We start from the raw sequence: 20,275 nt of genomic DNA, 5'->3' as shown, positions 1-20,275 counted from the left end.
ATGAATAGTGCCCATTTTGCGCTGGATATCGGAACAAGGACTGTTGTTGGGCTCATTACAGAAAATGAGCAACTCAACATCAAGGCTGCCTGCATACATGAACATGGCGAACGTAGCATGCAAGACGGACAAATCCATGATGTCGAAAAGGTTGCAAAGGTAGTAGAAGCAGTCAAAAATGATCTGGAAAAGCAAATTGGGAGCAAATTATCTAAAGTATCAGTTGCTGTTGCAGGAAGAGCACTGAAGACATCTAAAGCAAAACTTTCACTGGAAATACCCTACAGAGAAATAACAAAAAGAGATATTTTGGAACTTGAGTTTGAAGCTGTTGCAAGGGCAGGTAATGAACTTGGAATAGATAAAGGATTTAATTGTGTAGGATATTCAGTTGTTAACTATGAGCTTGATGGTCAGAGAATCGCAAATATAGTAGGACAGAAAGGAAGTACTATTTCCGTTGAAGTGCTTGCAACATTTCTTCCTGAAGCAGTTATCAATAGTATGTTTGCAGTCCTTGACAGATGCGGACTAGAAGCATCCAGTGTCACACTGGAACCCATTGCTGCATTGAATGTTGCAATACCAGCAGACATGCGCAAACTTAACATTGCACTTGTGGATGTTGGAGCAGGTACATCTGATATAGCCATTACTGATAATGGAACTGTTATCGGATATGGAATGGTACCTGAAGCAGGAGATGAAATTACTGATTTTATATGTGATCATTACCTTGTAGATTTTAAAAAAGGTGAAATGATCAAACAGGCTCTGACAAGCAATGAAACTATTGAGATGGAAGATATTTTTGGAATAATATCTGAGGTTCCTGTAAGCCAGATTATCTCTGATATTGAAAATGAGGTAAATAAACTGGCACTCCATATTGCCGAAGAGATCAAATCACTTAACAGCAAAACGCCGAGAGCTGTTGTCCTGGTAGGTGGTGGGTCACTTACCGCAGGACTAAAAGAACATCTTTCTAAGCATCTGGAACTTCCAACACAAAGAATTGGTTCCCGGCTTCCAAAGCAAATTGAAGATTTTTCAGATAGCACCGGAAAGGTAACTGGTGCTGACATGATTACACCCCTTGGAATTGCCAGGATGGGTGTACTAAATGAAGGTATTGAATTCATTGACGTCACAGTAAACGGTTCTGAAATACACCTTATGGACGTTAACGGACTGGCAGTTATGGACGCACTTGTTGCTGCGAAAGTGAACCGTCTTTATCCTCGTCCGGGAATGGCACTTAGTTTTAATGTCAATTCAGAATTTATCATCGTTGAAGGGAAATTGGGAGAACATGCCAGTATATTGATTGACGGGAAAAAAGCCAGTCTTGGAGATCCGATTCATAAAGGTACAATTATTGAATTCACAGCCCCAGTTGATGGAAAAGATGCACGGGTGATGATTAAAGACCTCATTGATAAATTGGAAATGAAAAACAACTTCAAAATAACTGTTAACGGGAAAAAAGAAGAAAATGGTCTTTTTGCTACAATAAATGGTAAGGAAGCATCAATTAATGATAATGTCCCTGACAGAGCACAGGTAATTCTCAGAATGCCCAGTTTGCAGGATATCCTGGACAAGGAATTCAACTCTGCAGAAGCGGAGAAAATCAGTATCATCATAAATAATCGTATACAACATTTTGACAGTACTAAGTATGTCATTAAGCTTAATAACAATGTTGCAGACCCATCTGAGCTTTCTACACTTTTTGTTGATGATGGCGATACAATCGACATTAAAAAGACCGAGTTCGAATACAGGCTTAAAGATATTCTTGGAATACCAGAAGAAGATCAAAAAATAACAGTACTTCTCAATGGTAAAGAAGTGGTATTCAACGGGTCACTGCCACAAATAACCCTGAATGGGAAAAAGACGGATATTTCTGCAAAAATCAATGATGGAGACACTGTCACGTATAAAAATGGTGATGAAGCAGACCCTATTCTTTCAGATCTGTTTGAATTTATGGATATTAAAAAGGAAGAACTTGTTGGCAAAAGTATGCGTCTTCTTGTGAACAATGTTCCGGCCAGGTTTACAACCCCGCTGAGAGAGGGGAACAATGTAACAATAGAATTTGTAGAGGGATAAAATATGCTTAAAACGATGGAAAAAAAGGATGAAGATTACGAACTTCTTAAAAAACTAATACAACAAAAGCTTGGATTTAATTGTGAACAATATAAGGATTCACATTTTAAAAGAAGGATTGATGTCAGATTACGTGCAACTAACTCAAAAACATATAAAGAATATGTAAATTTACTACAAAACAACAGGAATGAGTATCCAGAACTTATGGAAACACTGACTGTCAATGTTACCAATTTCTTTAGAAATGCAGAAGTCTATGATATTATTGAAAAAGAAGTATTGCCCGCCCTGATCAAGGCAAAAAACAGTGGACTTCGAACCATACGTATATGGAGTGCAGGATGTTCTATTGGTGTTGAAGCATATTCAATTGCAATGCTGTTACACCACCTGTTGGGTAACGATTTCAATAAATACAATATCAAAATAACAGGCACTGACATTGATAAAGAGAGTCTTTTGAAAGCACAAAAAGGAATTTACTCAGAGATTGAAATGAAAGATGTAAGACCTGCTTTCTTAAACAAGTACTTCACAAAACAGGGAAAGGATTACGTTATTTCAGACGAACTTAAAAAAATTGCACAATTTAAAAAGCAAGATCTTATAACAGGTCCTAAAATGAGTGGTTTTGATGCCATTTTCTGCAGGAATGTCACTATCTATTTCCAGAAAGAACTGCAGGAAGTACTCTACATGGACTTCTATAATGCACTTTCCAAAGACGGGTTCTTTATAATGGGCAAAACTGAAACTTTACTTGGACCTTCAAAAGATACTTTCAAGCCATATAATTCGAAGGAGAGGATATACCAAAAATGACATGCTGCTTTTTTGTAGGAAGTATAGTGTCAAAATGACCCAGGAGTTAACATATGAAATACAAAATATCAAACTTGACTGAATTACAAATCAGTGCATTAAGAGAAGTTGTTAACATCGGCGTTGGTAATGCTGTCACTTCCCTTTCTAAAATGATCTCAAAAGAGGTCAGAATTGAAGTCCCCGGACTTAAAGTAGAATTGATTGAAAAAGTACCGGAAGTTGCCGGTGGAGCAGATACCATTGTATCATGTGTAATTATGGAGGTTTCAGGAGACATCGATGGATATATAATGATGATGCTTTCTGAAGAATCTGCCAAAACCATTTGTACAACAATTACCAATGAAGAAGATACTGACATTATGACTCCTTTAAACCAATCGATCATAGAAGAGGTTGCTCACATTCTTGCAGGATCCTATGTCAGTTCTCTATCAGATTTTCTGAGACTTAATATAAAAATATCACCACCAATGCAAACTTTTGACATGCTTGGTGCTATAATTGATCATATACTCATAGAAATGAGTACGAAAGCAGAGAATGCACTGCTTTTTGATACATTGTTCACGATCGAGGGACATGAAATGGATGGAATATTCCTGACATTGTTCGATCCTGATTCGATGGACGTTATACTTGAGCGGATTGACACGATGATTTAACAGGAGTGAAATGATGAACATAGTACTTGATAAGTTTTATTATGATGCATTAAATGAAGTAGGAAATATAGGGATGGGGAATGCAACAACTGCCTTGTCACAACTTGTAGACAAATCAATCAATGTCAGCAGTTCAGCCCTTACATTACTGGATGCACATGATATCAGCAACAATACAAATAAAGACAGAATCGGTGCAATTGTGAGAGTAATGGGAGATATGAATGGAGGATTCATACTTATAATCAGGAAAACTCACTCAGAGGCACTGGCTGAAATGCTTCTAAAAGACAGTAGTTCTGAAGATGATGAATACCTGAAAAGGTCAGCCTTTGTTGAAGTTGCTAACATCCTTGCAGGAAGCTACTATAATGCTCTTTCAAAATTCCTGAACCTTGCAATAGTGCCTTCTATACCGAAAATATCAGAAGGTAGCTCTGACGAAATATTCACAAAAGCAAAACAACACATAAACGGGAAAATGGAACATGTTTTCGGCCTGACAACACTGTTTGAGGTTGCAGGTGAAGACGAATACCATAGCCTGAGTGGTGACATGTATATGATGCTTGATTCAGCTTCATTGCAAACCATACTTGAAAGGATAGAAGAAATGCGTACGAGATAAACATGATAATAGTGGGAATGGCCGATAGTGCAGTGGTGAAAAAGCCTGGAAAACTCACGACCCTTGGACTGGGGTCATGCGTAGGTATTTCACTTTATGACAAAAGCACTGGCGTTGGCGGGATGGTACATATTATGCTCCCGAGTATTGAACAGGCAAGATCAAAAGAAAATACTGCAAAATTTGCAGATACCGGCATACCGGCACTCCTTGATGGCATGGTTGATATAGGTGCTTACAAACACAGGACCACGGCCAAAATAGCAGGTGGTGCCAGTATGTTTTCTTTTAATTCCAATACCCAGCTCAATATAGGAGAACGAAATGTAGCCGCTACAAAGCAAGTGCTAAAAGAGCTTAAAATTCCCATTATTGCACAGGATACAGGAGAGAATTACGGACGTACAATAATACTTGACACAGAAAATGGAGAACTTACTGTCAAGAGTGCACGTAAAGGCATAAAAACATACTAATATATATTAATACAATAATATAATATGATAATGAAATATAGGTGACAGCAAGATGTTAACTCCGGATATAACAATAATACACATCATTTTCGTTTCCATATCAATGGCATGTGGATTAGCAGCGATATATTTCTGGGTCAAAGTATACTTTGAGACAAAAAAAGGATCTGTTGCCTGGTTACTCCTTGCGCTTACAGCTATATTCCTTATCACAACAGCCATATTCCCATCAATTGCGATCACTTCACAGGATGCAGATATCACTGAGGCAATATTACTGTTTATGGGTTTCTGGGGTGCGGTTTATACTAGTATTTTTGCCTCAGCTGGAATTTTGATGTACCAGGCCTTTAAGACAATACCAAGGGAAAAACTTGGAGATTTTCTAATAGAAGGAATGGTATTTTCAAAATCAGAAGAAGATATCGACAGCATTCTGGAAATTGATCAGATTTCCAGCCTGCTTAGCAGATCCACACTGATAGAATACACACCAAAGACCAGATATGAAGATTCCGTCATCGAAATTTGCCTGCGCCTTTATGGAGAAATGGTGAATATTGTACTTGTTTCCACCCAACCACGTACGGCTATGTACAAAGAAAAGATTGGAGATCTGATGGATATCGGTGCAATGAAATTCATCGAAATATCATCCACAAGTGAACAGGTCAGCAATGAAGATGGAATAATTAAGTTGCCAACATATGAACTTGATAAATTCTTTGAACTTACAAGCAAGCTTCCAAAAGGTTGTGCAGTAATATTTGAGCCAATAAGCCAGTTGCTTATTACAGAAGGAGAGAAGAAGACATACAAGTTCATATCAGAAATGGCTGAAAGGTTCACAGCAAATGAACTCCTGCTTGTGGGCATGATCAACAAGAGTGCACACAATGAACAGACTACCTCTCGTTTTGAAGGACTTTTCCTCAACATTGCAGAAGAAGAAGGAGCAAAGATTCGCCTTTTGAAAGGTGGAAAAGAAGAATACATCCGATTCTACGTTGGAGAGAAATTCTACATGGAACAGGATGTTGAAGTCAAACTTGAATGATGTAGGAGAGATTTGATGGAAAAGGAACTGGATAATTTTATAATTGACGCTTTCAAGGAAATTGGAAGTATTGGAATGGGGAATGCAACTACTTCCCTGTCTAAATTAATCGAAAAAAGAGTCCAGTTGAATTTATCTGATGCCCGGCTATTTGAACCATCTGCAATCATTGACATGATACCTGAATCGATAACTATGACAGGCATAATGGTTCCTATTCATGGAGATCTTAATGGTCTTGTGATGCTGATGTTTGAATTTGGTAACGCTGTTTATCTCAGCAACATGTTGCTACAGGGTTTTGAACATAATGACAATCCAAATCTCTATGAATCAGCACTTCTTGAAACCGGGAACATAATCGCAGGATCGTACCTTAATTCATTATCATCGTTTTTGAGTATGAAAATACTGCATTCTGTACCTGACATCAGCATTGGATACATAAAAGATATACTCGACAGAGGAACAGCCAAGATGGGAAATAAAACCAGTAAAATATTGAATATTGAAACGATGTTCATGGTCTACTCATCTGAAAAAGACGTTGGTGCCGGAACTATCTATGGAGATATGTTTCTTTTATTAGACGAAGAATCACTTGATAAAATGCAAAGTTCAATCTGCAATATGCTGGAATAACTTTGCCTCATAACATAATTAACTTTGACGGTTGAACTCTATGAAAAATATATGGACACAGCATCTTGAACGATCAAATACAGAAGATCGTAACAAAGAAACTACATTCACAAAGATGTTGCATTCCCTTGTAAAAACAGCAACCGATGATTCGGAAGGAACTAGACTATTCATATCAGGAGACATCACATCAGATGATTTATCTTACTCTGTTGAAGAGAAACTGAATGTTGATTCAACGAATGAAGACAGAATGTTGCTAAATAATGAATATATTAATGCTCCATATGCAGCAGAAACTGAGATTACTGTATGGGCCGCAAAAAGCCAGAAAGGACACGAACTTGGAATTAATTCTTTTGACAATGATCACGTGAGACTTATGATGGCGGAAAGTGGACAACTTATTCTCAGGTATGACGTTGCAGGAGAAAGTCCCTTTGAAATGAATGTGAAATCCGAAGAAGAAGCTATGCAGATAATTGATGAGGACAACACAACCACAGAACAGTTGTATCCTGATAATTCTGAGTTGAAATGGATTAAAATAAGCACACTTTAATATATTTTAATGTATTCAATGGTAAAGAATAAAAACTATCACGATAATTAATATATAAATGTTGTAGAAATACAAATTAAGCTTGAGATGATAAAGGAGACCTATAATCATGATGGACATTGCAATATACTCGCTTGTTGATGACATGGTCAGCAAGGCAGGGACAGAAGGTGTCGTTGAATACTGGCTTCGCGTAGGTGAAAGCTACGCTGAGAGGATGGGAAAAGAAGCATATGTAGGATGGCCTGCTTTTAATGTGGCAATGAAAGATGGAAGAACATCCCTTACAGTTGAAGGAGATGTCAATGTTCAGACAGATCTTGCAATCACTGATAAAGACGGGGATGTCATCGGCTATGTATATGCCTTGAAAGTATGCCCCATGGCACCATCTATGGGAAGATACATTTCCAGAATAGGACCTATTCCAGACTCTGACACTGATGTAGCAGATAGTTACAACAACCGTATCAGAGATTCTGCTGTTTCAAATTACTGCATAACCCACCAGAAATTCAGAGAAGTTGCAGCAAACAATATCACTGTTGCAAAACAGGCACTTGAATGCCTGCAACTGGCAAACAAAGGAATGACCGGTGAAGTAAAAATGGTACCTGATAACCTTTCCAGAATCAATGTTGATGAAAGACACATTAAAAGCATACTGCGTAATGCATCCTGTGTCTTTGCCCTCATTGTGAAAGGTAAGAGCGCAGGTGAAGAGATAATTGATTGAGGGTGAACACACATGGCTGAAAACATTGAGTCTAATCCTTTTGTTGATGTATCAGTATTCCTCTTCTTTGAGGATATTTCTGATAAACAGGGTGTAGAAGGTTTTACAAATTATATGGTCGGGCAGGCAGAGTCACTTGCAAAATCAGTTCCTGAAGAGGAATACAAGACATGGGATGACTTCACAAATGCAGTTGTAAATGGTGAATCCGTATTATCATCATTTGAAAGCATCGGACAGATCAGCAAATTTGGATTTGTCACCAATGTATGTCCTTTTTCCAAGGCAATTAGGGAATACATCAAACGTATTGGAAACTTCAATCCAGTACACATGGAAGCAACTGACCACTACAACCACACTATACAGCCTTCTGCTGCACACAGTGCATGTATGATGCACCAGACCTACCGTAAAGAAGTGGCAAAGAGAATCAAGATTGGTGGAAAGCCTTTGCAGTATGCTCAGATAGCAGCTAAAGCATATACCGGAAAGATAGCACTTCCTCCTGAATCATGGAAGAAGGTATTACTGGAAAAAGCAGGAATTTCCGAAACCCAGGGATTCATGGAGATGAGAGAGAACAGCTGCCTTTACCTGCTTTACGTTGAAGAGTAAAAATAATCTAATTGGTTTGGAGTAGGTAGAGTAAGGTTTATACCACTCTAAAACCGATTTATATTGATGCACCCTATAATTATTTTTGTATTTTCACTGCTAATCATTCTGTTCTTTACCGCAAGGTTGAGGATACATCCTTTTTTAGGTCTTATTTTAACATCTGTTTTCACAGGCATTCTTGCAGGTGAAGCATCAACGACCATCGATGCAATTACAACTGGAATGGGTAGGGTATTTTCTCATTTTGCTATAATCATCGCTGCAGGTAGCACAATCGGGATTATACTGCACAGGACAGGTGGGGCAAAACTCATTGCAGCTGATGTCATTACGATATCCAGAAAGCCATTGTTCGGACTTAATATCCTGGGATTTATCTTTGCAGTACCACTCATGTGCTGCATCCTTGCTTATGTAATATTTATTCCTGTGGCAAAAGAAATAAGGATCAAGCAGGATTTTCCAAAAGTACTCACTGCATCAACCCTTGTTTTCGGAACACTGGCATCATACAACCTTGTTTATCCATCGCCGGTGGTCTATTCAGCAGTGACAGAACTTGGAATCAGTAAAAGCGACATATTAATGCCAGGGATTTTGCTTGCATTCATTGTTTCTATGGCGGGCTACTTTTACGCTACAAAGTTCTGCCGTTTTGGAAACAGGGATGAAAACATATTAGAATACAGAATTGATGAAACGGCTTCCAATGACCCGGTTAATTCCGGAAGACTTGCAGCCTACACACCAATCGGATTTTCTGTTGCATTTGTTCTTGCTGACGTATTCACAAATATAGCATTATTTGATGTTCTGGGAGAGCCAAACATGGCCCTGCTCATCGGAGTTATTATGGCTATTTTGTTTGCATACAGACAATACAGTCCTGATGTTGTTAAAGAATGGATTGAAAAAGCTATCAAAAGAAGTGGTGTTGTCATTCTGGATATGTGTGGAGGAGGTGCACTTGGTGCCACCCTTGCCATGACAGGAGCAGGACAGGAAATTGGAAGCCTTCTTTCAGGACTACCTTTGCCTTCAATCCTTGTTCCATTCCTCATTGCCGTTGCCATACAGAGCGTTCAGGGTTCCCGTGTGGTTACCATGCTGGTGGCACCATCAATTGTGATACCTCTTATACCTGTCCTTGGATTACCACCGGTCATTGTGCTCTTTTCCATGGCATCGGGAACGTTCCTTATTTCACATTTCAATGACCCGTTCTTCTGGATATACAAGGATCTGGCTGAACTGGAAACTTCCGAGGTTCTGAGAAGTTATACAATGGGTGGAGTTGTAATGGGGATTACCTGTTTAATGCTGACAGGTATAGCAGATCTGCTATTTTACTGATATCCAGAAAAAAAGCGAATTAATCCAAAAAAGAAATAAAAGGACCGGACAGACCGGTCTTCTATTTTAATACTTAATGATGTGCGTGTTCGTCTTCAGCCTTTTGCTGTTCCCATGATTCATGTGACTCGCTTATTGAAACAAGGCACTTCTTGCAGAGCTGTACTGTGTCTTCCTCAGCACCCTTTGAAAATGAAGGTCTGCTGATTGTGACATCATATAACTGTGCGATAGCACCACATAATTCACATTTACCAGCTGCTCCGCAGCTTGGGGATTCGGCCTGTGCGTCATGGGTTTTCTTTCCGGCATTAAGGCATCCTTCACAAAGTCCCTGCCACATTCCATGTGGATAGGAATGTGCGTACTTTGGTTTTAATACCCTTACAGGAACAACTGTTGGGATTCCAACTCCACAAAGATCACAATCTGTCATTTTACATACCTCCAGGAATCAGTACTTTTGCTGCTTCCATTGCCCAGTAGACAAATGGTTCAGACCAGAAACCAATCACAAGTACACCAATTACTGCAATTATCATTGCAACAGTGTATGGGAACGGTTCAGATATCTTTTCACCGTCAGTTGGAAGGAAGTACATGTATTTGACGATTTTTGCATAGTAGTATAGTGAGATTGCACTGTTAAGTATTGCAATCACTGCAAGCCACACAAATCCTGCCTGGATGGTTGATGAGAACAAAATGAACTTGCTCATGTAACCTGCTGTAAGCGGGATACCTGCCAGTGCAAATACGAACACTGTCAGACAAAGAGCAGTTATTGGCATTCTCTTACCCAATCCTCTGAAGTTATCAATGTGGTCAGGGTCAGTTGAATCCTTGTTCTCTGAAAGTACCATGTATGTAACAGCTGCAGTTGCAATGAAAGCTCCTGCCTTCATGAAACCATGTGACAGTGCATAGAATATACCTCCACCAAGAGCCAGAGGAGTGAGTACCACAAATGCCATTGTGATGTAACCTGCCTGTGCAAGTGAGGAGTATGCAAGCATTCTCTTTACACTTGTCTGGTTAAGAGCTACAACGTTACCGTATGTCATTGTGACAACTGCAAGTATTGCAAAAGCAATCTGCCAGTCTGCCTTAAGGGCAATGAGTGCAACCACGAATACCTTGAGTGCTGCTACGATACCCATCTTCTTTGAACCGGCTGCAAGTAGTGCGGATACTACTGAAGGTGCACCCTGGTATGTGTCAGGTGCCCACATGTGGAATGGTACAAGAGCGATCTTGAAACCAAATCCTGCAATCAGGAGAACCACTGCAACAATTCCCATTGGGCTTGATGCAAGTACAGCTGAGTTGGCTGCGATTCCCGGAATGCTGGTTGTACCTGTTGCCCCGTACAGGTAAGATATACCGAGGAGCATAAGAGCTGCTGAAAGTGAGCCTATGATGAAGTACTTCATGGCAGCTTCCAGTGACTTGGGGTTCTTCTTCTCAAAACCTGCGAGCGCATAAGTTGCAATACTTGCAAGTTCGAATGCAACAAAGAGTACCATGAGATCGTTTGCAGATGCAACGAACATCATACCAATTGTTGCGAATAATCCGAGTGCGAAGAACTCCTCTGTGTGACTGTTGCCTTCAGTGTACTTGATACCTGAAATCGTAAAGAGTAATGCGACCACGAGGAACACTATCTTGAAGAACTGTGACAGGGCATCTATTGATACCGTGTCATTGAATGCTGTTGCTTCGGTCCCCAGACTTGCGACTGTTAAGAACAGGGCAACTATGACACCGAGAGATGCCAGATAACCAAGGATCTTCTTTGAGTCTGTCGGTATGAACAATCCGATTAGTATTACTGCCAGCCCTGTGAGCACAAGGGTAAGTTCAGGTGCAAATAACATCATATCCATTCCTTATACCCCCATGACAGCCATAAGGCTGATTATATGTTCTGAATTCGTCAACATCATATCAAACACCGGGCTTGGATTAAGTCCGAAGTACAGTATAAGTATCGCAATGATCCCCATTGAAAATGTCTGGTAACCATTAATATCAACGACTGTACCGAGTTTCTCATTGAAAACACCAAACATTGCCCTCTGGAGAGCCCACAGGTGATATGCTGCTGTTATTACGATAGCTGACAGTGCAACTATTACGTATGCAGGGAGGTTTATGAAACTTCCTGCAAGCACTGAGACTTCCGCAATGAAACCGGTGAGTCCCGGAAGACCGAGGGATGCCATGAAGGTAAATACCATTATGACTGCCAGTTTTGGCATCTTCTTTGCAAGGCCTCCGAGATCATTGATGATCCTTGTGCCGGTTGTACTGTTGATTACTCCACATGACATGAACATAATACTCATGATAAGTCCGTGTGAGAACTGCTGGAACATTGCTCCGGAAACGGAGAGTGATACCAGACCGGCTGCTCCGAGCGTTACGTATCCCATGTGGCTAATACTGGAGTATGCAACCATTCTCTTGAGGTCCTTCTGTGAGAGTGCAAGGAAGGCACCGTAGAGTATACTTACAGAACCAAGAACTGCCATGATCGTAATCATCAGGTTTGGTGACGCTGTGAATGGCAACATTGGAAGCATGACCTTAAAGAGACCATATCCACCGATCTTGAGCATGACAAAGAGTACACTGCCGGCAGTTGGTGCCTCAGTATATGCATCCGGAAGCCATGAATGAAACGGGAAACTTGGTATCTTGACAATGAAACCAAAGAGCAGTGCAAGGAATATCATATCCTTTGCAATTCCGGATTCAATGTACTGGAACTGGCCAATAAGTGTTGGTATGTCCAATGTAGGAGTTCCTGTCATATCCCATGCTGCGAAATAAAGTCCGAATATACCGAGCAGCATCACAAGAGAAGCTACGTGGGTGTATATGAAGAACTTAATTGCTGCGTGGTGTTTGTTGGGTCCACCCCATATGCTCACCATAAAGAAGAGCGGTATGAGTGTAAGTTCCCAGAATATGTAGAACAGGAAGAAGTCCAGTGATGTGAATACACCAATGACTGCACCTTCTGTTGCGAGTATAAGTGCGTAGAACTTGTTAGGTGATTTTCTCTCGTCGTTCCAGGTGAACATAACGAGCAGTGGAAGGACAATAGCATTGAGAAGTATCAATGGCATTGAGATTCCGTCAACACCGAGGTGGTAGTTAATCCCAAGGGAAGGCACCCACTGTGCAAGTTCCTCGAACTGGTTGTCTGCTATAGTGCTATCGAAGTTAAAGTACATGTATACTGTAAGTAACAGTACGATAACAGTACCCGCAAGGGCAATTGCTCTTGCCTGTTCTTTTGTTTTTGTAAATAACGCAAGTGCTGCAAATATCAGAGGTATCAGCACGACCATAGATAATATCGGCATCATCAGAGTACCTCCATTACCACTTTAACAAGAATAACCAGCAGACTTACTCCGGTTATTACTGCAGTGGCATAGTTCTGTACTTTTCCTGTCTGGAACTGGCGCAGTGATTCACCGGCTTCCAGTGTAAGGTTGCTAAACCAGTTAACCATCCAATCAAATCCTCTGTCAACGGCGCGTCCTGCAAAGGCAAATCCTTCGTAGATGACCTTGACTGAGAAAAAGTTGGTGAACAGAGAGTTCTGGTAGTACCTGTTGTACAGGAGTTTGTAAATTGGGTTGTTTCTTGAAACAAGGCTGTCCATGTTGACAATCTTCAGTCCGTATACAAGGTAAGCAATGACAAGACCTGCAAGTGCTACGATAAGTGGCATCCAGAGTATGAGCATTGGCTCATGTCCTGCATGTTCTGCAAGGTGATAGCCACCAAGTGTTGCAAGGCTTGAAATATCCATGTTCACGAAATTGTTCACAAATGTTTCACTTACAAAAGTGTTGAATGTCTTTGATGTAAGTCCACCGAAGAGCAGTGCGAACAATGCAAGTATTGATAGTGGGATTGTCATTGATGCAGGGGACTCATGACCGCCATAATCTGTACGTGGCTTTCCGTAGAATGTCATGAAGATAAGCCTAAAAATGTACAAGGAAGTCAGCAGAGCTGCAGCAATTGAGAATGCGTATGGTATCCATGATCCGGTTGTTTCCCCGAAAAGGTATGCGCTCGCGATGATCGCATCCTTACTGAAGAAACCACTGGTTCCGATCACTGTTCCAGGAATACCCATTCCAGTGAGTGCCAGGGACGCAATGATCATTGTTGCTGCCGTTATTGGCATTACCTTTGCAACGCCTCCAAGCTGTCTCATATCATGTGTACCTACTGCATGGATTACGCTGCCTGCACACAGGAAAAGAAGAGCCTTGAAGAATGCGTGGTTGATCAGGTGGAATATTGAAAAACCAACTGCTTCAGCACCAACAGCTGCACCTACACCAAGACCAAGCATCATGTAACCGAGCTGGCTGATTGTGGAGTATGCGAGTACACGTTTAAGGTCGTTCATAACGATACCCATTGTTCCTGCAAATAATGCAGTGAATGCACCAAGATATGCTACTACCATGAGTGAACTAGGAGCTGCGATGAACATTGGGAATGTTCTTGCAACCAGATAGACACCGGCTGTAACCATTGTTGCTGCGTGTATGAGAGCTGAAACGGTTGTTGGACCTTCCATTGCATCAGGAAGCCACACATGAAGTGGGAACTGACCTGACTTACCAACAGCACCACCGAAGAACAGGAGTGTTATCAGTGTGATGTGGCTGATTTCCATTCCTAAAATATTTGAATTCAGTGCTGCAAGTTCCGGAATATGAGCAAATATCTCATCGAACCTGAGTATGTAAACACCATCAGGAATGACACCATTGAACATTTTGTAAAGGTCTGCGAATAGGACAACTATTCCTGTAAGGAACATCACGTCACCAATTCTGGTTGTCAGGAAAGCCTTCTTTGCAGCAGATGCTGCGGATGGCTTATGGAACCAGAATCCGATAAGCAGATATGAACAAACACCCACAAGTTCCCAGCAAATAAAGAGCTGGAGGATGTTGTCTGAAAGGATCAGACCAAGCATTGAAGCTGTGAACAATGCTGTTTCGGCAAAGTACCTGGAAGGTGCCTTGTCGTGTGACATGTAACCTGTTGAATAGATGTGGATAAGCAGACTTACTAATGTGACCATTGTAAGCATAACAGCTGCAAGAGGGTCAATAAGTATACCTATGTTGAGCATGGCGAACCAGCTGTATGAATAGTGTACAACTTCTTCAGGGTTTGCAAGCAGGTTCAATGTAATTAATAGTGATATGATAAATGATGTCGCAATAGCTGCTATTGGAATTATGGCACCGCCGGTGGGCAGTTTCTTCCCGAGGAAGAAGGTCAGCACAAAGGCCAGTGCAGGCAGGAGTGGTATTAAGAATGCTAGATTTTCTACTGCCATTTTTACCACCTCAGTATATTAATAGTTTCGAGACTGATTGTGTCCTTCATTCTGTAAATGGACATCAATATAGCAAAGCCGATTGCTGCCTCACAAGCTGCCAGTGCGATTGAGAACAGTGCAAATACCTGTCCTGTAAGGTCACCGTTGTAGCTAGAGAATACTACAAGGTTGAGGTTGGCTGCATTTAGCATCAGTTCTACACACATAAGAACGCGAATACCACTGCGCTGTGTCATCAATCCATAGAGACCTATGGTAAAGATAATTGCTGCAAGAGCAAGGTAAAAGGCGATAGGTATCATTGATTATCATCTCCTTTTGCCATGTAAATGGCGCCCATCAGTGCGGACAACAATACGATTGATAATATTTCGAACGGAACCACGAAATCTGTAAAGATAAGCATTCCTATACCCTCAATATTACTCTGGTCTTCCAGATTCTGAGGAATCTGATCAAGTGATGGCCAGCCTGTAAAAGCAATTGCTACAACCATTACTGACAGGAACAGAAGTGCTACAACCATTCCCAGAATACGTGGTCTGAAGTAGTTATACACAGATGTGATAACATCCATTGCTGTGAATGAGATATTTTTATTCAGCATCTGTACCAAACTCCTTCTTTGTTAACATTACAGCGAACAGGATCAAGACTCCTATTGCACCGATGTATACGAGTACCTGAATAACACCAAGGAACTGTGCATTGAGCAGTATGTAAAGAGCTGCAACAATAAACATTGTAACGACAAGCGCAATGGCTGCCCTTACTACATCCTTAGCCGTTACCACAAACAGTGCGAACACTATCGATGCAAGAGCCAGAATCGCAAAAATGATCATTTCAATTATTGAGCCTATTGTGGTGTCCATCTGCTCACCCCTTCCTCAGCTTCAGCTTCAGCATTAATGTCAACTTCCCTTGCCAGCATATCTGGCGTAAAGAGAAGATCCTCATGGTTCCAGCGAATAACACCTGTCAGATACACCTTTGTGCTCGACAATGCTTCCTTTGGACACTGGTCAATACAAAGACCACAGAACAGACAGTGACCAACATCTATTGCAGGGAACCATCTCTGCTTATCACTCTCTGGATTGATTCGTGCCCTTATGATCTTGATAGCATTGTTGGGACATGTATTGGCACATATTCCACAACCTATACATTTATCTTTATCCAGTTTTTGTAAGCCTCTGAACCTGTCTGAAAGTTTAGTAGCTACTTCCGGGCACATTCTTGTTACTGTGGGGCCGAAATAAATATTTTTAACTGCTGTTATGATATTTTTAATAACCATTCATTCACACCCCCAGCAAGCCAAGTGCAATTACCCATCCAAGATTAAGTAGGGCTAATGGCAAAAGTCTTTTCCAGCTCAGGTCCACTACCTGATCGATCCTGTATCTTGGAACTGCCCATCTTATCATGATAATTGTAAGAATTACCAATGCTACCTTTCCTAAGTAGAAAGCAGTTGGAAGGATAATACCAAGAATAACGTTGGAAGTCAGTGCTGCAGGCAGGTTCCATCCTCCGAGGAACAACAGAACAATAAGCATTGAACCAAGGATAAGGTGGATATATTCTGCGAAGAAACCAAGACCGAATCTCATACCTGTATATTCAGTGATCCATCCGGCAATGAGTTCTTCCTCAGATTCGTTCTGGTCAAAAGGAAGACGACCCATGTCTGCCATAAGAGCAATGAAAAATACAAAGAATCCGATTGGTTGCTTGATTATAAACCAGAGTGGACTCTGTGCCTGGGCTATTTCTATAATATTCAGTGAACCGGCCATGATGGCTACACTTACAATACAGATACCAAGAGGAACCTCATATCCTATCATACGTGCAAAGTTCCTGAAAGCACCAAGAAGAGAATACTTGTTGTTTGAACTGTATGCGATCATGAAAATACCGATAACAGAAATAGCGGAAACAGCTTCAATATAAAGAATACTGATATCCATATCAGTTGCTACTATTGGGTAAGTTTCGCCGTTGATGATAATCGCACCGAAAGGAATTGCTACAAGCATAAGGAAAACAGACCCCATCAGAAGGATAGGTGCTGAAACGAACAGTAATCTGTCAGCATTCTTTGGTATAATATCTTCTTTGGTGAATAGCTTGATGGCATCTGCAACAAGCTGAAGCAATCCATGGAAACCTGTCCTCATCGGACCGTATCTCTGCTGGATATCTGCAGAAAGTTTACGCTCAAACCATACAACAGCCATTGCACCGAGGAAGACGCCACCCATTAAGCACAGGCCAAAAATACCTCTTAAAAGCGGGTTGTAGATTATATCTTCTATCTGAATCATCATAATCACCTGTCAACCTCACTGGTACATGTGTCCATACTTCCGGCAATTGCTACAATATCAGCAACAGTCACACCTTTCAGAAGTGGTGGTAGTGTCTGCAGAGTAGGATACACAGGCCCTCTTATCTTCACACGGTATGGCTTGTCTGAACCATCGGAAACCATATAGAATCCCATTTCTCCTCTTGGGTCTTCAACACGGTGAAAAACCTCTCCGGCAGGAACTCTCATCACAGGCGACCTCTTACCATAGGCCGTACCTTCTGGGAAGAGAGGGCCGGATGGAATCTGGTCAAGACACTGCTCAATAATGTACATGCTTTCGCGCATTTCATCAAGACGTACCTGTATTCTGGCGTAGACATCGCCTGCTTTCTGAGTACATACCTTGAAATCCAGTTTGTCATAAACAAGGTAAGGTTCATCTCTACGGATATCGAAAGCAACACCAGTTGCCCTGAGTGGTGGTCCGGAAACTCCCAGATCCTTTGCGACGTCTGCTGTAAGTACTCCTATACCTACTGTTCTTGCTTTGTAAATAGAATCAGAACTGAACAATTCCTCATACTGATCAATTGCTTTTCTCAGATTCCCAAAGACATATTTAACGTCATCTTTGAACCCATCAGGCAGATCGTCCTTCACACCGCCAAAACGCAGGAAACTATGCGTGATACGTGCGCCGGTAACAGAATCCATAAGAGACATAATATCTTCCCTGTCCCTGATGGTATACATAAACATACTCACAAATCCAACAAAACCTGCATATTCACCCATACCAAGTATGTGACTCTGTAATCTGGAAAACTCTTCCATTATCACACGGATATACTGAGCTCTTTCAGGTACCTCTATACCTGCAAGTTTTTCGACACAACCAACATATGCCTCTTCATTGGTGAGTGCAGCAAGGTAACATATCCTGTCTACAATGGTAATACCCTGAAGATAGGTCTTATTTTCAAGGATCTTTTCAATACCCTTGTGGATATAACCCATTTCAACCTCAGAGTCCACAATGGTCTCACCCCTTAATTTTGCATTAAGCCTAAAAGGACCTGGCATCATAGGATGTTGTGGGCCAAGGTGTACTATCATTTCAGAAGGTCCAACTGTTTCTTCCATAATTTAACCCTCACACTAAATTTTTAGCAGTCTTATTGGGGAAGCCTTCGTAATCTTTACGCAGCGGCCACTCACCAAGCATCTCCTGTGGAAGTACAAGAGGTTTAAGGTTGGGGTGGTTAAGATACTTCACACCAAACAGTTCGTACGTTTCTCTTTCGTACCAATTAGCATTCCAGTAAACAGGCACTACGGATTCTACCACAGGGTTTTCCCTTGGGAGGAGAGCCTTCATGGTAAGAATGACCGGATGGTCGTAGGAGCCTATTATGTATATTACTTCGATCTCATTCCTGTCCGGATAGTCTGCTCCAAATTCGCAGCAGAGATGTCCGAAAGACAGTTCATCCTTGAGGTAGCGGCATACTTCCACTACATTTTGAGGCTTCACCTTGGCAACGATCCTTATGCCAGACTCGATGTTTGAGTCATAGATATCTTCAGGGAACTTGCCGGTGAGCGAAGCCATTATAGAATTAGCGTCCATTGATTCACCTCAATAATCTGTACCTTTGTCTTTCTTTGCGTCAATCTTCTTCTGAAGTTCAACGAATCCCTGAATAAGAGCTTCACATCTTGGAGGACATCCCGGTACGAAAACATCTACAGGGAATATTTCATCAATGTTCTGATGAGTACTGTATGATTCATAGAAAGGACCGCCACTAATTGCGCAGTCTCCAAAGCATATAACCCACTTTGGTGCAGGCATCTGATCCCAGATCCTTTTTAGTGCAGGCAGGTACTTCTTTGTCACATACCCACTGACGATCATGACATCAGCATGTCTTGGAGAGTTACGTGGAATGATACCAAAACGGTCTGTATCATAGTGAGCCATACCGGTAGAAAGAAGTTCCACACCACAGCAACCCATTGCGTTTACCATGAACCACAATGAATTCTTACGACCCCAGTTAAGAACATCCTGAACCTTTGTTTTCTTAATAAAGTCGCTTATGAAATTTGTGTCGGTAAGCACCATACCGGGAACGTCATCATATCCGACGTCCTTGAGTTCTGTGTGTTCGACGTTCTTCTGCTCTATTTCATCCATTTAAGAGCCTCCTTCTTGACTAGGTACACGTAGCCAAACAATACAACAAAAATAAAAACTAACATTTCGACGGTTGCTATTTCAGTAATACCATGTCCTTTGAAGATCGTAGCCCATGGATAAAGGAAAAGGACTTCAATATCAAAGAGAACAAAAGCAATGGCATAAAGATAGTATCCAACATTGAATTGTATTCTGGCACTTCCAATTGGAAGGGAACCAGCTTCATATGTCGTGTACTTCGCTGATGATTTACTCCTCGGACTTAATGATTTCACAAGGAACATAGTCATAGGAGGCATCAATAGTGCCACTATAAGAATGATTGCAACCGGTATGTAACTATTGGCTATGTTACTAATATCGATTATTCCTGACATAAACTATTCTCCTGAAAGTTATAAAGGTAGATAGACTATTTGTATAAAACACCTTCGTGTAAGGTACTAGTACAAATACATCTCAAATATATGCAGATAGATAAACAATATCTGTTGATATATTTTTCAATAGATAGTGTTGGCTAGTAATTGATAATAATTCATTATATTTAAATTGTCTTAATTATGATGTTGAAAGCCCTCAGAGCAAACCAAAAAAAGTAATAAGAAAGAAGCAGGGAAATAAATGAAACGTATTGAAAAGTAAACAAAACAAAAAATTGATAG

24 protein-coding genes are annotated in these 20,275 nt (G+C 40.9%); 11 read left to right on the top strand and 13 right to left on the bottom strand.

The genetic code is table 11. The annotated features are described in order from the left end of the window. From QZZ23_RS09255 to QZZ23_RS09205, 11 genes are all read left to right on the top strand, one after another. On the top strand, window positions 1-2,121 hold the full coding sequence (locus QZZ23_RS09255) for a cell division FtsA domain-containing protein (RefSeq protein WP_292469235.1): 2,121 nt from the start codon (window positions 1-3) through the stop codon (window positions 2,119-2,121). Between the two features lie 15 nt (window positions 2,122-2,136). Beyond that, entirely contained in the window at window positions 2,137-2,946 is an 810-nt protein-coding gene (locus QZZ23_RS09250; RefSeq protein ID WP_292469233.1) for a protein-glutamate O-methyltransferase CheR, read from the top strand. Window positions 2,947-2,999: 53 nt separating this feature from the next. Then, window positions 3,000-3,614, top strand: a complete 615-nt coding sequence (locus QZZ23_RS09245) for a chemotaxis protein CheC (RefSeq protein ID WP_292469230.1) — start codon at window positions 3,000-3,002, stop codon at window positions 3,612-3,614. 13 nt (window positions 3,615-3,627) lie between these two features. After that, the gene (locus tag QZZ23_RS09240; protein ID WP_292469227.1) at window positions 3,628-4,242 is read left to right on the top strand and encodes a chemotaxis protein CheC; all 615 of its coding nucleotides are present in this window, start codon (window positions 3,628-3,630) and stop codon (window positions 4,240-4,242) included. A gap of 2 nt (window positions 4,243-4,244) precedes the next feature. Continuing rightward, window positions 4,245-4,718 carry a chemotaxis protein CheD gene (locus QZZ23_RS09235; protein WP_292469225.1) on the top strand — a complete coding sequence of 158 codons (474 nt, stop codon included), beginning with the start codon at window positions 4,245-4,247 and terminating at the stop codon, window positions 4,716-4,718. Window positions 4,719-4,770: 52 nt separating this feature from the next. Continuing rightward, the gene (locus QZZ23_RS09230; RefSeq protein WP_292469223.1) at window positions 4,771-5,775 is read left to right on the top strand and encodes a DUF3795 domain-containing protein; all 1,005 of its coding nucleotides are present in this window, start codon (window positions 4,771-4,773) and stop codon (window positions 5,773-5,775) included. A 15-nt stretch (window positions 5,776-5,790) separates the two neighbouring features. Further along, a complete protein-coding gene (locus tag QZZ23_RS09225; protein WP_292469221.1) occupies window positions 5,791-6,417 on the top strand; it encodes a chemotaxis protein CheC in 627 nt (208 codons plus the stop codon). A 40-nt stretch (window positions 6,418-6,457) separates the two neighbouring features. Continuing rightward, window positions 6,458-6,979 (top strand): hypothetical protein, encoded by a 522-nt coding sequence (locus QZZ23_RS09220; protein ID WP_292469218.1) that lies wholly within the window; start codon window positions 6,458-6,460, stop codon window positions 6,977-6,979. Window positions 6,980-7,088: 109 nt separating this feature from the next. Further along, window positions 7,089-7,715 (top strand): hypothetical protein, encoded by a 627-nt coding sequence (locus QZZ23_RS09215; protein WP_292469216.1) that lies wholly within the window; start codon window positions 7,089-7,091, stop codon window positions 7,713-7,715. A gap of 12 nt (window positions 7,716-7,727) precedes the next feature. Then, window positions 7,728-8,333, top strand: a complete 606-nt coding sequence (locus QZZ23_RS09210) for a hypothetical protein (RefSeq protein WP_292469213.1) — start codon at window positions 7,728-7,730, stop codon at window positions 8,331-8,333. A gap of 66 nt (window positions 8,334-8,399) precedes the next feature. Further along, the gene (locus tag QZZ23_RS09205; RefSeq protein WP_292469211.1) at window positions 8,400-9,689 is read left to right on the top strand and encodes a GntP family permease; all 1,290 of its coding nucleotides are present in this window, start codon (window positions 8,400-8,402) and stop codon (window positions 9,687-9,689) included. Window positions 9,690-9,762: 73 nt separating this feature from the next. Here the strand turns inward: QZZ23_RS09205 and fpoO are convergent, their stop codons facing one another. Genes fpoO through fpoA form a run of 13 tightly spaced genes read right to left on the bottom strand, consistent with a single transcriptional unit; the run spans window position 9,763 to window position 19,987 of the window. Beyond that, the gene (gene fpoO, locus QZZ23_RS09200; protein ID WP_292469209.1) at window positions 9,763-10,125 is read right to left on the bottom strand and encodes a F420H2 dehydrogenase subunit FpoO; all 363 of its coding nucleotides are present in this window, start codon (window positions 10,123-10,125) and stop codon (window positions 9,763-9,765) included. 1 nt (window position 10,126) lies between these two features. Next, the gene (fpoN, locus tag QZZ23_RS09195; RefSeq protein ID WP_292469207.1) at window positions 10,127-11,578 is read right to left on the bottom strand and encodes a F(420)H(2) dehydrogenase subunit N; all 1,452 of its coding nucleotides are present in this window, start codon (window positions 11,576-11,578) and stop codon (window positions 10,127-10,129) included. Between the two features lie 3 nt (window positions 11,579-11,581). After that, complete coding sequence (gene fpoM / locus QZZ23_RS09190) at window positions 11,582-13,069, bottom strand: F(420)H(2) dehydrogenase subunit M (RefSeq protein WP_292469205.1); 1,488 nt, start codon at window positions 13,067-13,069, stop codon at window positions 11,582-11,584. After that, a complete protein-coding gene (fpoL, locus tag QZZ23_RS09185) occupies window positions 13,069-15,081 on the bottom strand; it encodes a F420H2 dehydrogenase subunit FpoL (protein WP_292469203.1) in 2,013 nt (670 codons plus the stop codon). Before fpoL ends, fpoM begins: the two co-directional genes overlap by 1 nt. Window positions 15,082-15,083: 2 nt before the next feature. Further along, window positions 15,084-15,386, bottom strand: coding sequence for a F420H2 dehydrogenase subunit FpoK (fpoK, locus tag QZZ23_RS09180; RefSeq protein WP_292469201.1), 303 nt, complete (start codon window positions 15,384-15,386; stop codon window positions 15,084-15,086). Further along, on the bottom strand, window positions 15,383-15,691 hold the full coding sequence (gene fpoJ, locus QZZ23_RS09175; protein ID WP_292469199.1) for a F420H2 dehydrogenase subunit FpoJ: 309 nt from the start codon (window positions 15,689-15,691) through the stop codon (window positions 15,383-15,385). The genes fpoK and fpoJ overlap by 4 nt, the downstream gene beginning before the upstream one ends. Further along, a complete protein-coding gene (locus QZZ23_RS09170) occupies window positions 15,681-15,959 on the bottom strand; it encodes an NADH-quinone oxidoreductase subunit J (protein ID WP_292469196.1) in 279 nt (92 codons plus the stop codon). Before QZZ23_RS09170 ends, fpoJ begins: the two co-directional genes overlap by 11 nt. Beyond that, window positions 15,944-16,387, bottom strand: a complete 444-nt coding sequence (gene fpoI / locus QZZ23_RS09165; RefSeq protein ID WP_292469194.1) for a F420H2 dehydrogenase subunit FpoI — start codon at window positions 16,385-16,387, stop codon at window positions 15,944-15,946. The genes QZZ23_RS09170 and fpoI overlap by 16 nt, the downstream gene beginning before the upstream one ends. A 4-nt stretch (window positions 16,388-16,391) precedes the next feature. Beyond that, a complete protein-coding gene (gene fpoH, locus QZZ23_RS09160) occupies window positions 16,392-17,423 on the bottom strand; it encodes a F420H2 dehydrogenase subunit FpoH (protein WP_292469266.1) in 1,032 nt (343 codons plus the stop codon). Between the two features lie 2 nt (window positions 17,424-17,425). Continuing rightward, window positions 17,426-18,550, bottom strand: a complete 1,125-nt coding sequence (fpoD, locus tag QZZ23_RS09155; protein WP_292469192.1) for a F420H2 dehydrogenase subunit FpoD — start codon at window positions 18,548-18,550, stop codon at window positions 17,426-17,428. Window positions 18,551-18,560: 10 nt separating this feature from the next. Then, window positions 18,561-19,037 (bottom strand): F420H2 dehydrogenase subunit FpoC, encoded by a 477-nt coding sequence (fpoC, locus tag QZZ23_RS09150; RefSeq protein WP_292469190.1) that lies wholly within the window; start codon window positions 19,035-19,037, stop codon window positions 18,561-18,563. 9 nt (window positions 19,038-19,046) lie between these two features. Beyond that, entirely contained in the window at window positions 19,047-19,607 is a 561-nt protein-coding gene (gene fpoB / locus QZZ23_RS09145) for a F(420)H(2) dehydrogenase subunit B (protein ID WP_292469188.1), read from the bottom strand. Beyond that, the gene (gene fpoA / locus QZZ23_RS09140) at window positions 19,595-19,987 is read right to left on the bottom strand and encodes a F420H2 dehydrogenase subunit FpoA (protein WP_292469185.1); all 393 of its coding nucleotides are present in this window, start codon (window positions 19,985-19,987) and stop codon (window positions 19,595-19,597) included. The genes fpoB and fpoA overlap by 13 nt, the downstream gene beginning before the upstream one ends. Between the last annotated feature and the right edge of the window lie 288 nt (window positions 19,988-20,275).

Origin of the sequence: Methanolobus sp., from assembly GCF_016278385.1 — an archaeon.
Classification (GTDB): domain Archaea; phylum Halobacteriota; class Methanosarcinia; order Methanosarcinales; family Methanosarcinaceae; genus Methanolobus.
Note: the sequence above shows the minus strand (reverse complement) of the source record. Positions and strands in the feature narration are given on the sequence as shown.

What these genes read in the sequence shown, in the direction of transcription:
- QZZ23_RS09255 (WP_292469235.1), top strand. Translation starts at nt 1, where the DNA reads ATGAATAGTGCCCATTTTGCGCTGGATATCGGAACAAGGACTGTTGTT.
- QZZ23_RS09250 (WP_292469233.1), top strand. Translation starts at nt 2,137, where the DNA reads ATGGAAAAAAAGGATGAAGATTACGAACTTCTTAAAAAACTAATACAA.
- QZZ23_RS09245 (WP_292469230.1), top strand. Translation starts at nt 3,000, where the DNA reads ATGAAATACAAAATATCAAACTTGACTGAATTACAAATCAGTGCATTA.
- QZZ23_RS09240 (WP_292469227.1), top strand. Translation starts at nt 3,628, where the DNA reads ATGAACATAGTACTTGATAAGTTTTATTATGATGCATTAAATGAAGTA.
- QZZ23_RS09235 (WP_292469225.1), top strand. Translation starts at nt 4,245, where the DNA reads ATGATAATAGTGGGAATGGCCGATAGTGCAGTGGTGAAAAAGCCTGGA.
- QZZ23_RS09230 (WP_292469223.1), top strand. Translation starts at nt 4,771, where the DNA reads ATGTTAACTCCGGATATAACAATAATACACATCATTTTCGTTTCCATA.
- QZZ23_RS09225 (WP_292469221.1), top strand. Translation starts at nt 5,791, where the DNA reads ATGGAAAAGGAACTGGATAATTTTATAATTGACGCTTTCAAGGAAATT.
- QZZ23_RS09220 (WP_292469218.1), top strand. Translation starts at nt 6,458, where the DNA reads ATGAAAAATATATGGACACAGCATCTTGAACGATCAAATACAGAAGAT.
- QZZ23_RS09215 (WP_292469216.1), top strand. Translation starts at nt 7,089, where the DNA reads ATGATGGACATTGCAATATACTCGCTTGTTGATGACATGGTCAGCAAG.
- QZZ23_RS09210 (WP_292469213.1), top strand. Translation starts at nt 7,728, where the DNA reads ATGGCTGAAAACATTGAGTCTAATCCTTTTGTTGATGTATCAGTATTC.
- QZZ23_RS09205 (WP_292469211.1), top strand. Translation starts at nt 8,400, where the DNA reads ATGCACCCTATAATTATTTTTGTATTTTCACTGCTAATCATTCTGTTC.
- fpoO (WP_292469209.1), bottom strand. Translation starts at nt 10,125, where the DNA reads ATGACAGATTGTGATCTTTGTGGAGTTGGAATCCCAACAGTTGTTCCT.
- fpoN (WP_292469207.1), bottom strand. Translation starts at nt 11,578, where the DNA reads ATGGATATGATGTTATTTGCACCTGAACTTACCCTTGTGCTCACAGGG.
- fpoM (WP_292469205.1), bottom strand. Translation starts at nt 13,069, where the DNA reads ATGATGCCGATATTATCTATGGTCGTGCTGATACCTCTGATATTTGCA.
- fpoL (WP_292469203.1), bottom strand. Translation starts at nt 15,081, where the DNA reads ATGGCAGTAGAAAATCTAGCATTCTTAATACCACTCCTGCCTGCACTG.
- fpoK (WP_292469201.1), bottom strand. Translation starts at nt 15,386, where the DNA reads ATGATACCTATCGCCTTTTACCTTGCTCTTGCAGCAATTATCTTTACC.
- fpoJ (WP_292469199.1), bottom strand. Translation starts at nt 15,691, where the DNA reads ATGCTGAATAAAAATATCTCATTCACAGCAATGGATGTTATCACATCT.
- QZZ23_RS09170 (WP_292469196.1), bottom strand. Translation starts at nt 15,959, where the DNA reads ATGGACACCACAATAGGCTCAATAATTGAAATGATCATTTTTGCGATT.
- fpoI (WP_292469194.1), bottom strand. Translation starts at nt 16,387, where the DNA reads ATGGTTATTAAAAATATCATAACAGCAGTTAAAAATATTTATTTCGGC.
- fpoH (WP_292469266.1), bottom strand. Translation starts at nt 17,423, where the DNA reads ATGATGATTCAGATAGAAGATATAATCTACAACCCGCTTTTAAGAGGT.
- fpoD (WP_292469192.1), bottom strand. Translation starts at nt 18,550, where the DNA reads ATGGAAGAAACAGTTGGACCTTCTGAAATGATAGTACACCTTGGCCCA.
- fpoC (WP_292469190.1), bottom strand. Translation starts at nt 19,037, where the DNA reads ATGGACGCTAATTCTATAATGGCTTCGCTCACCGGCAAGTTCCCTGAA.
- fpoB (WP_292469188.1), bottom strand. Translation starts at nt 19,607, where the DNA reads ATGGATGAAATAGAGCAGAAGAACGTCGAACACACAGAACTCAAGGAC.
- fpoA (WP_292469185.1), bottom strand. Translation starts at nt 19,987, where the DNA reads ATGTCAGGAATAATCGATATTAGTAACATAGCCAATAGTTACATACCG.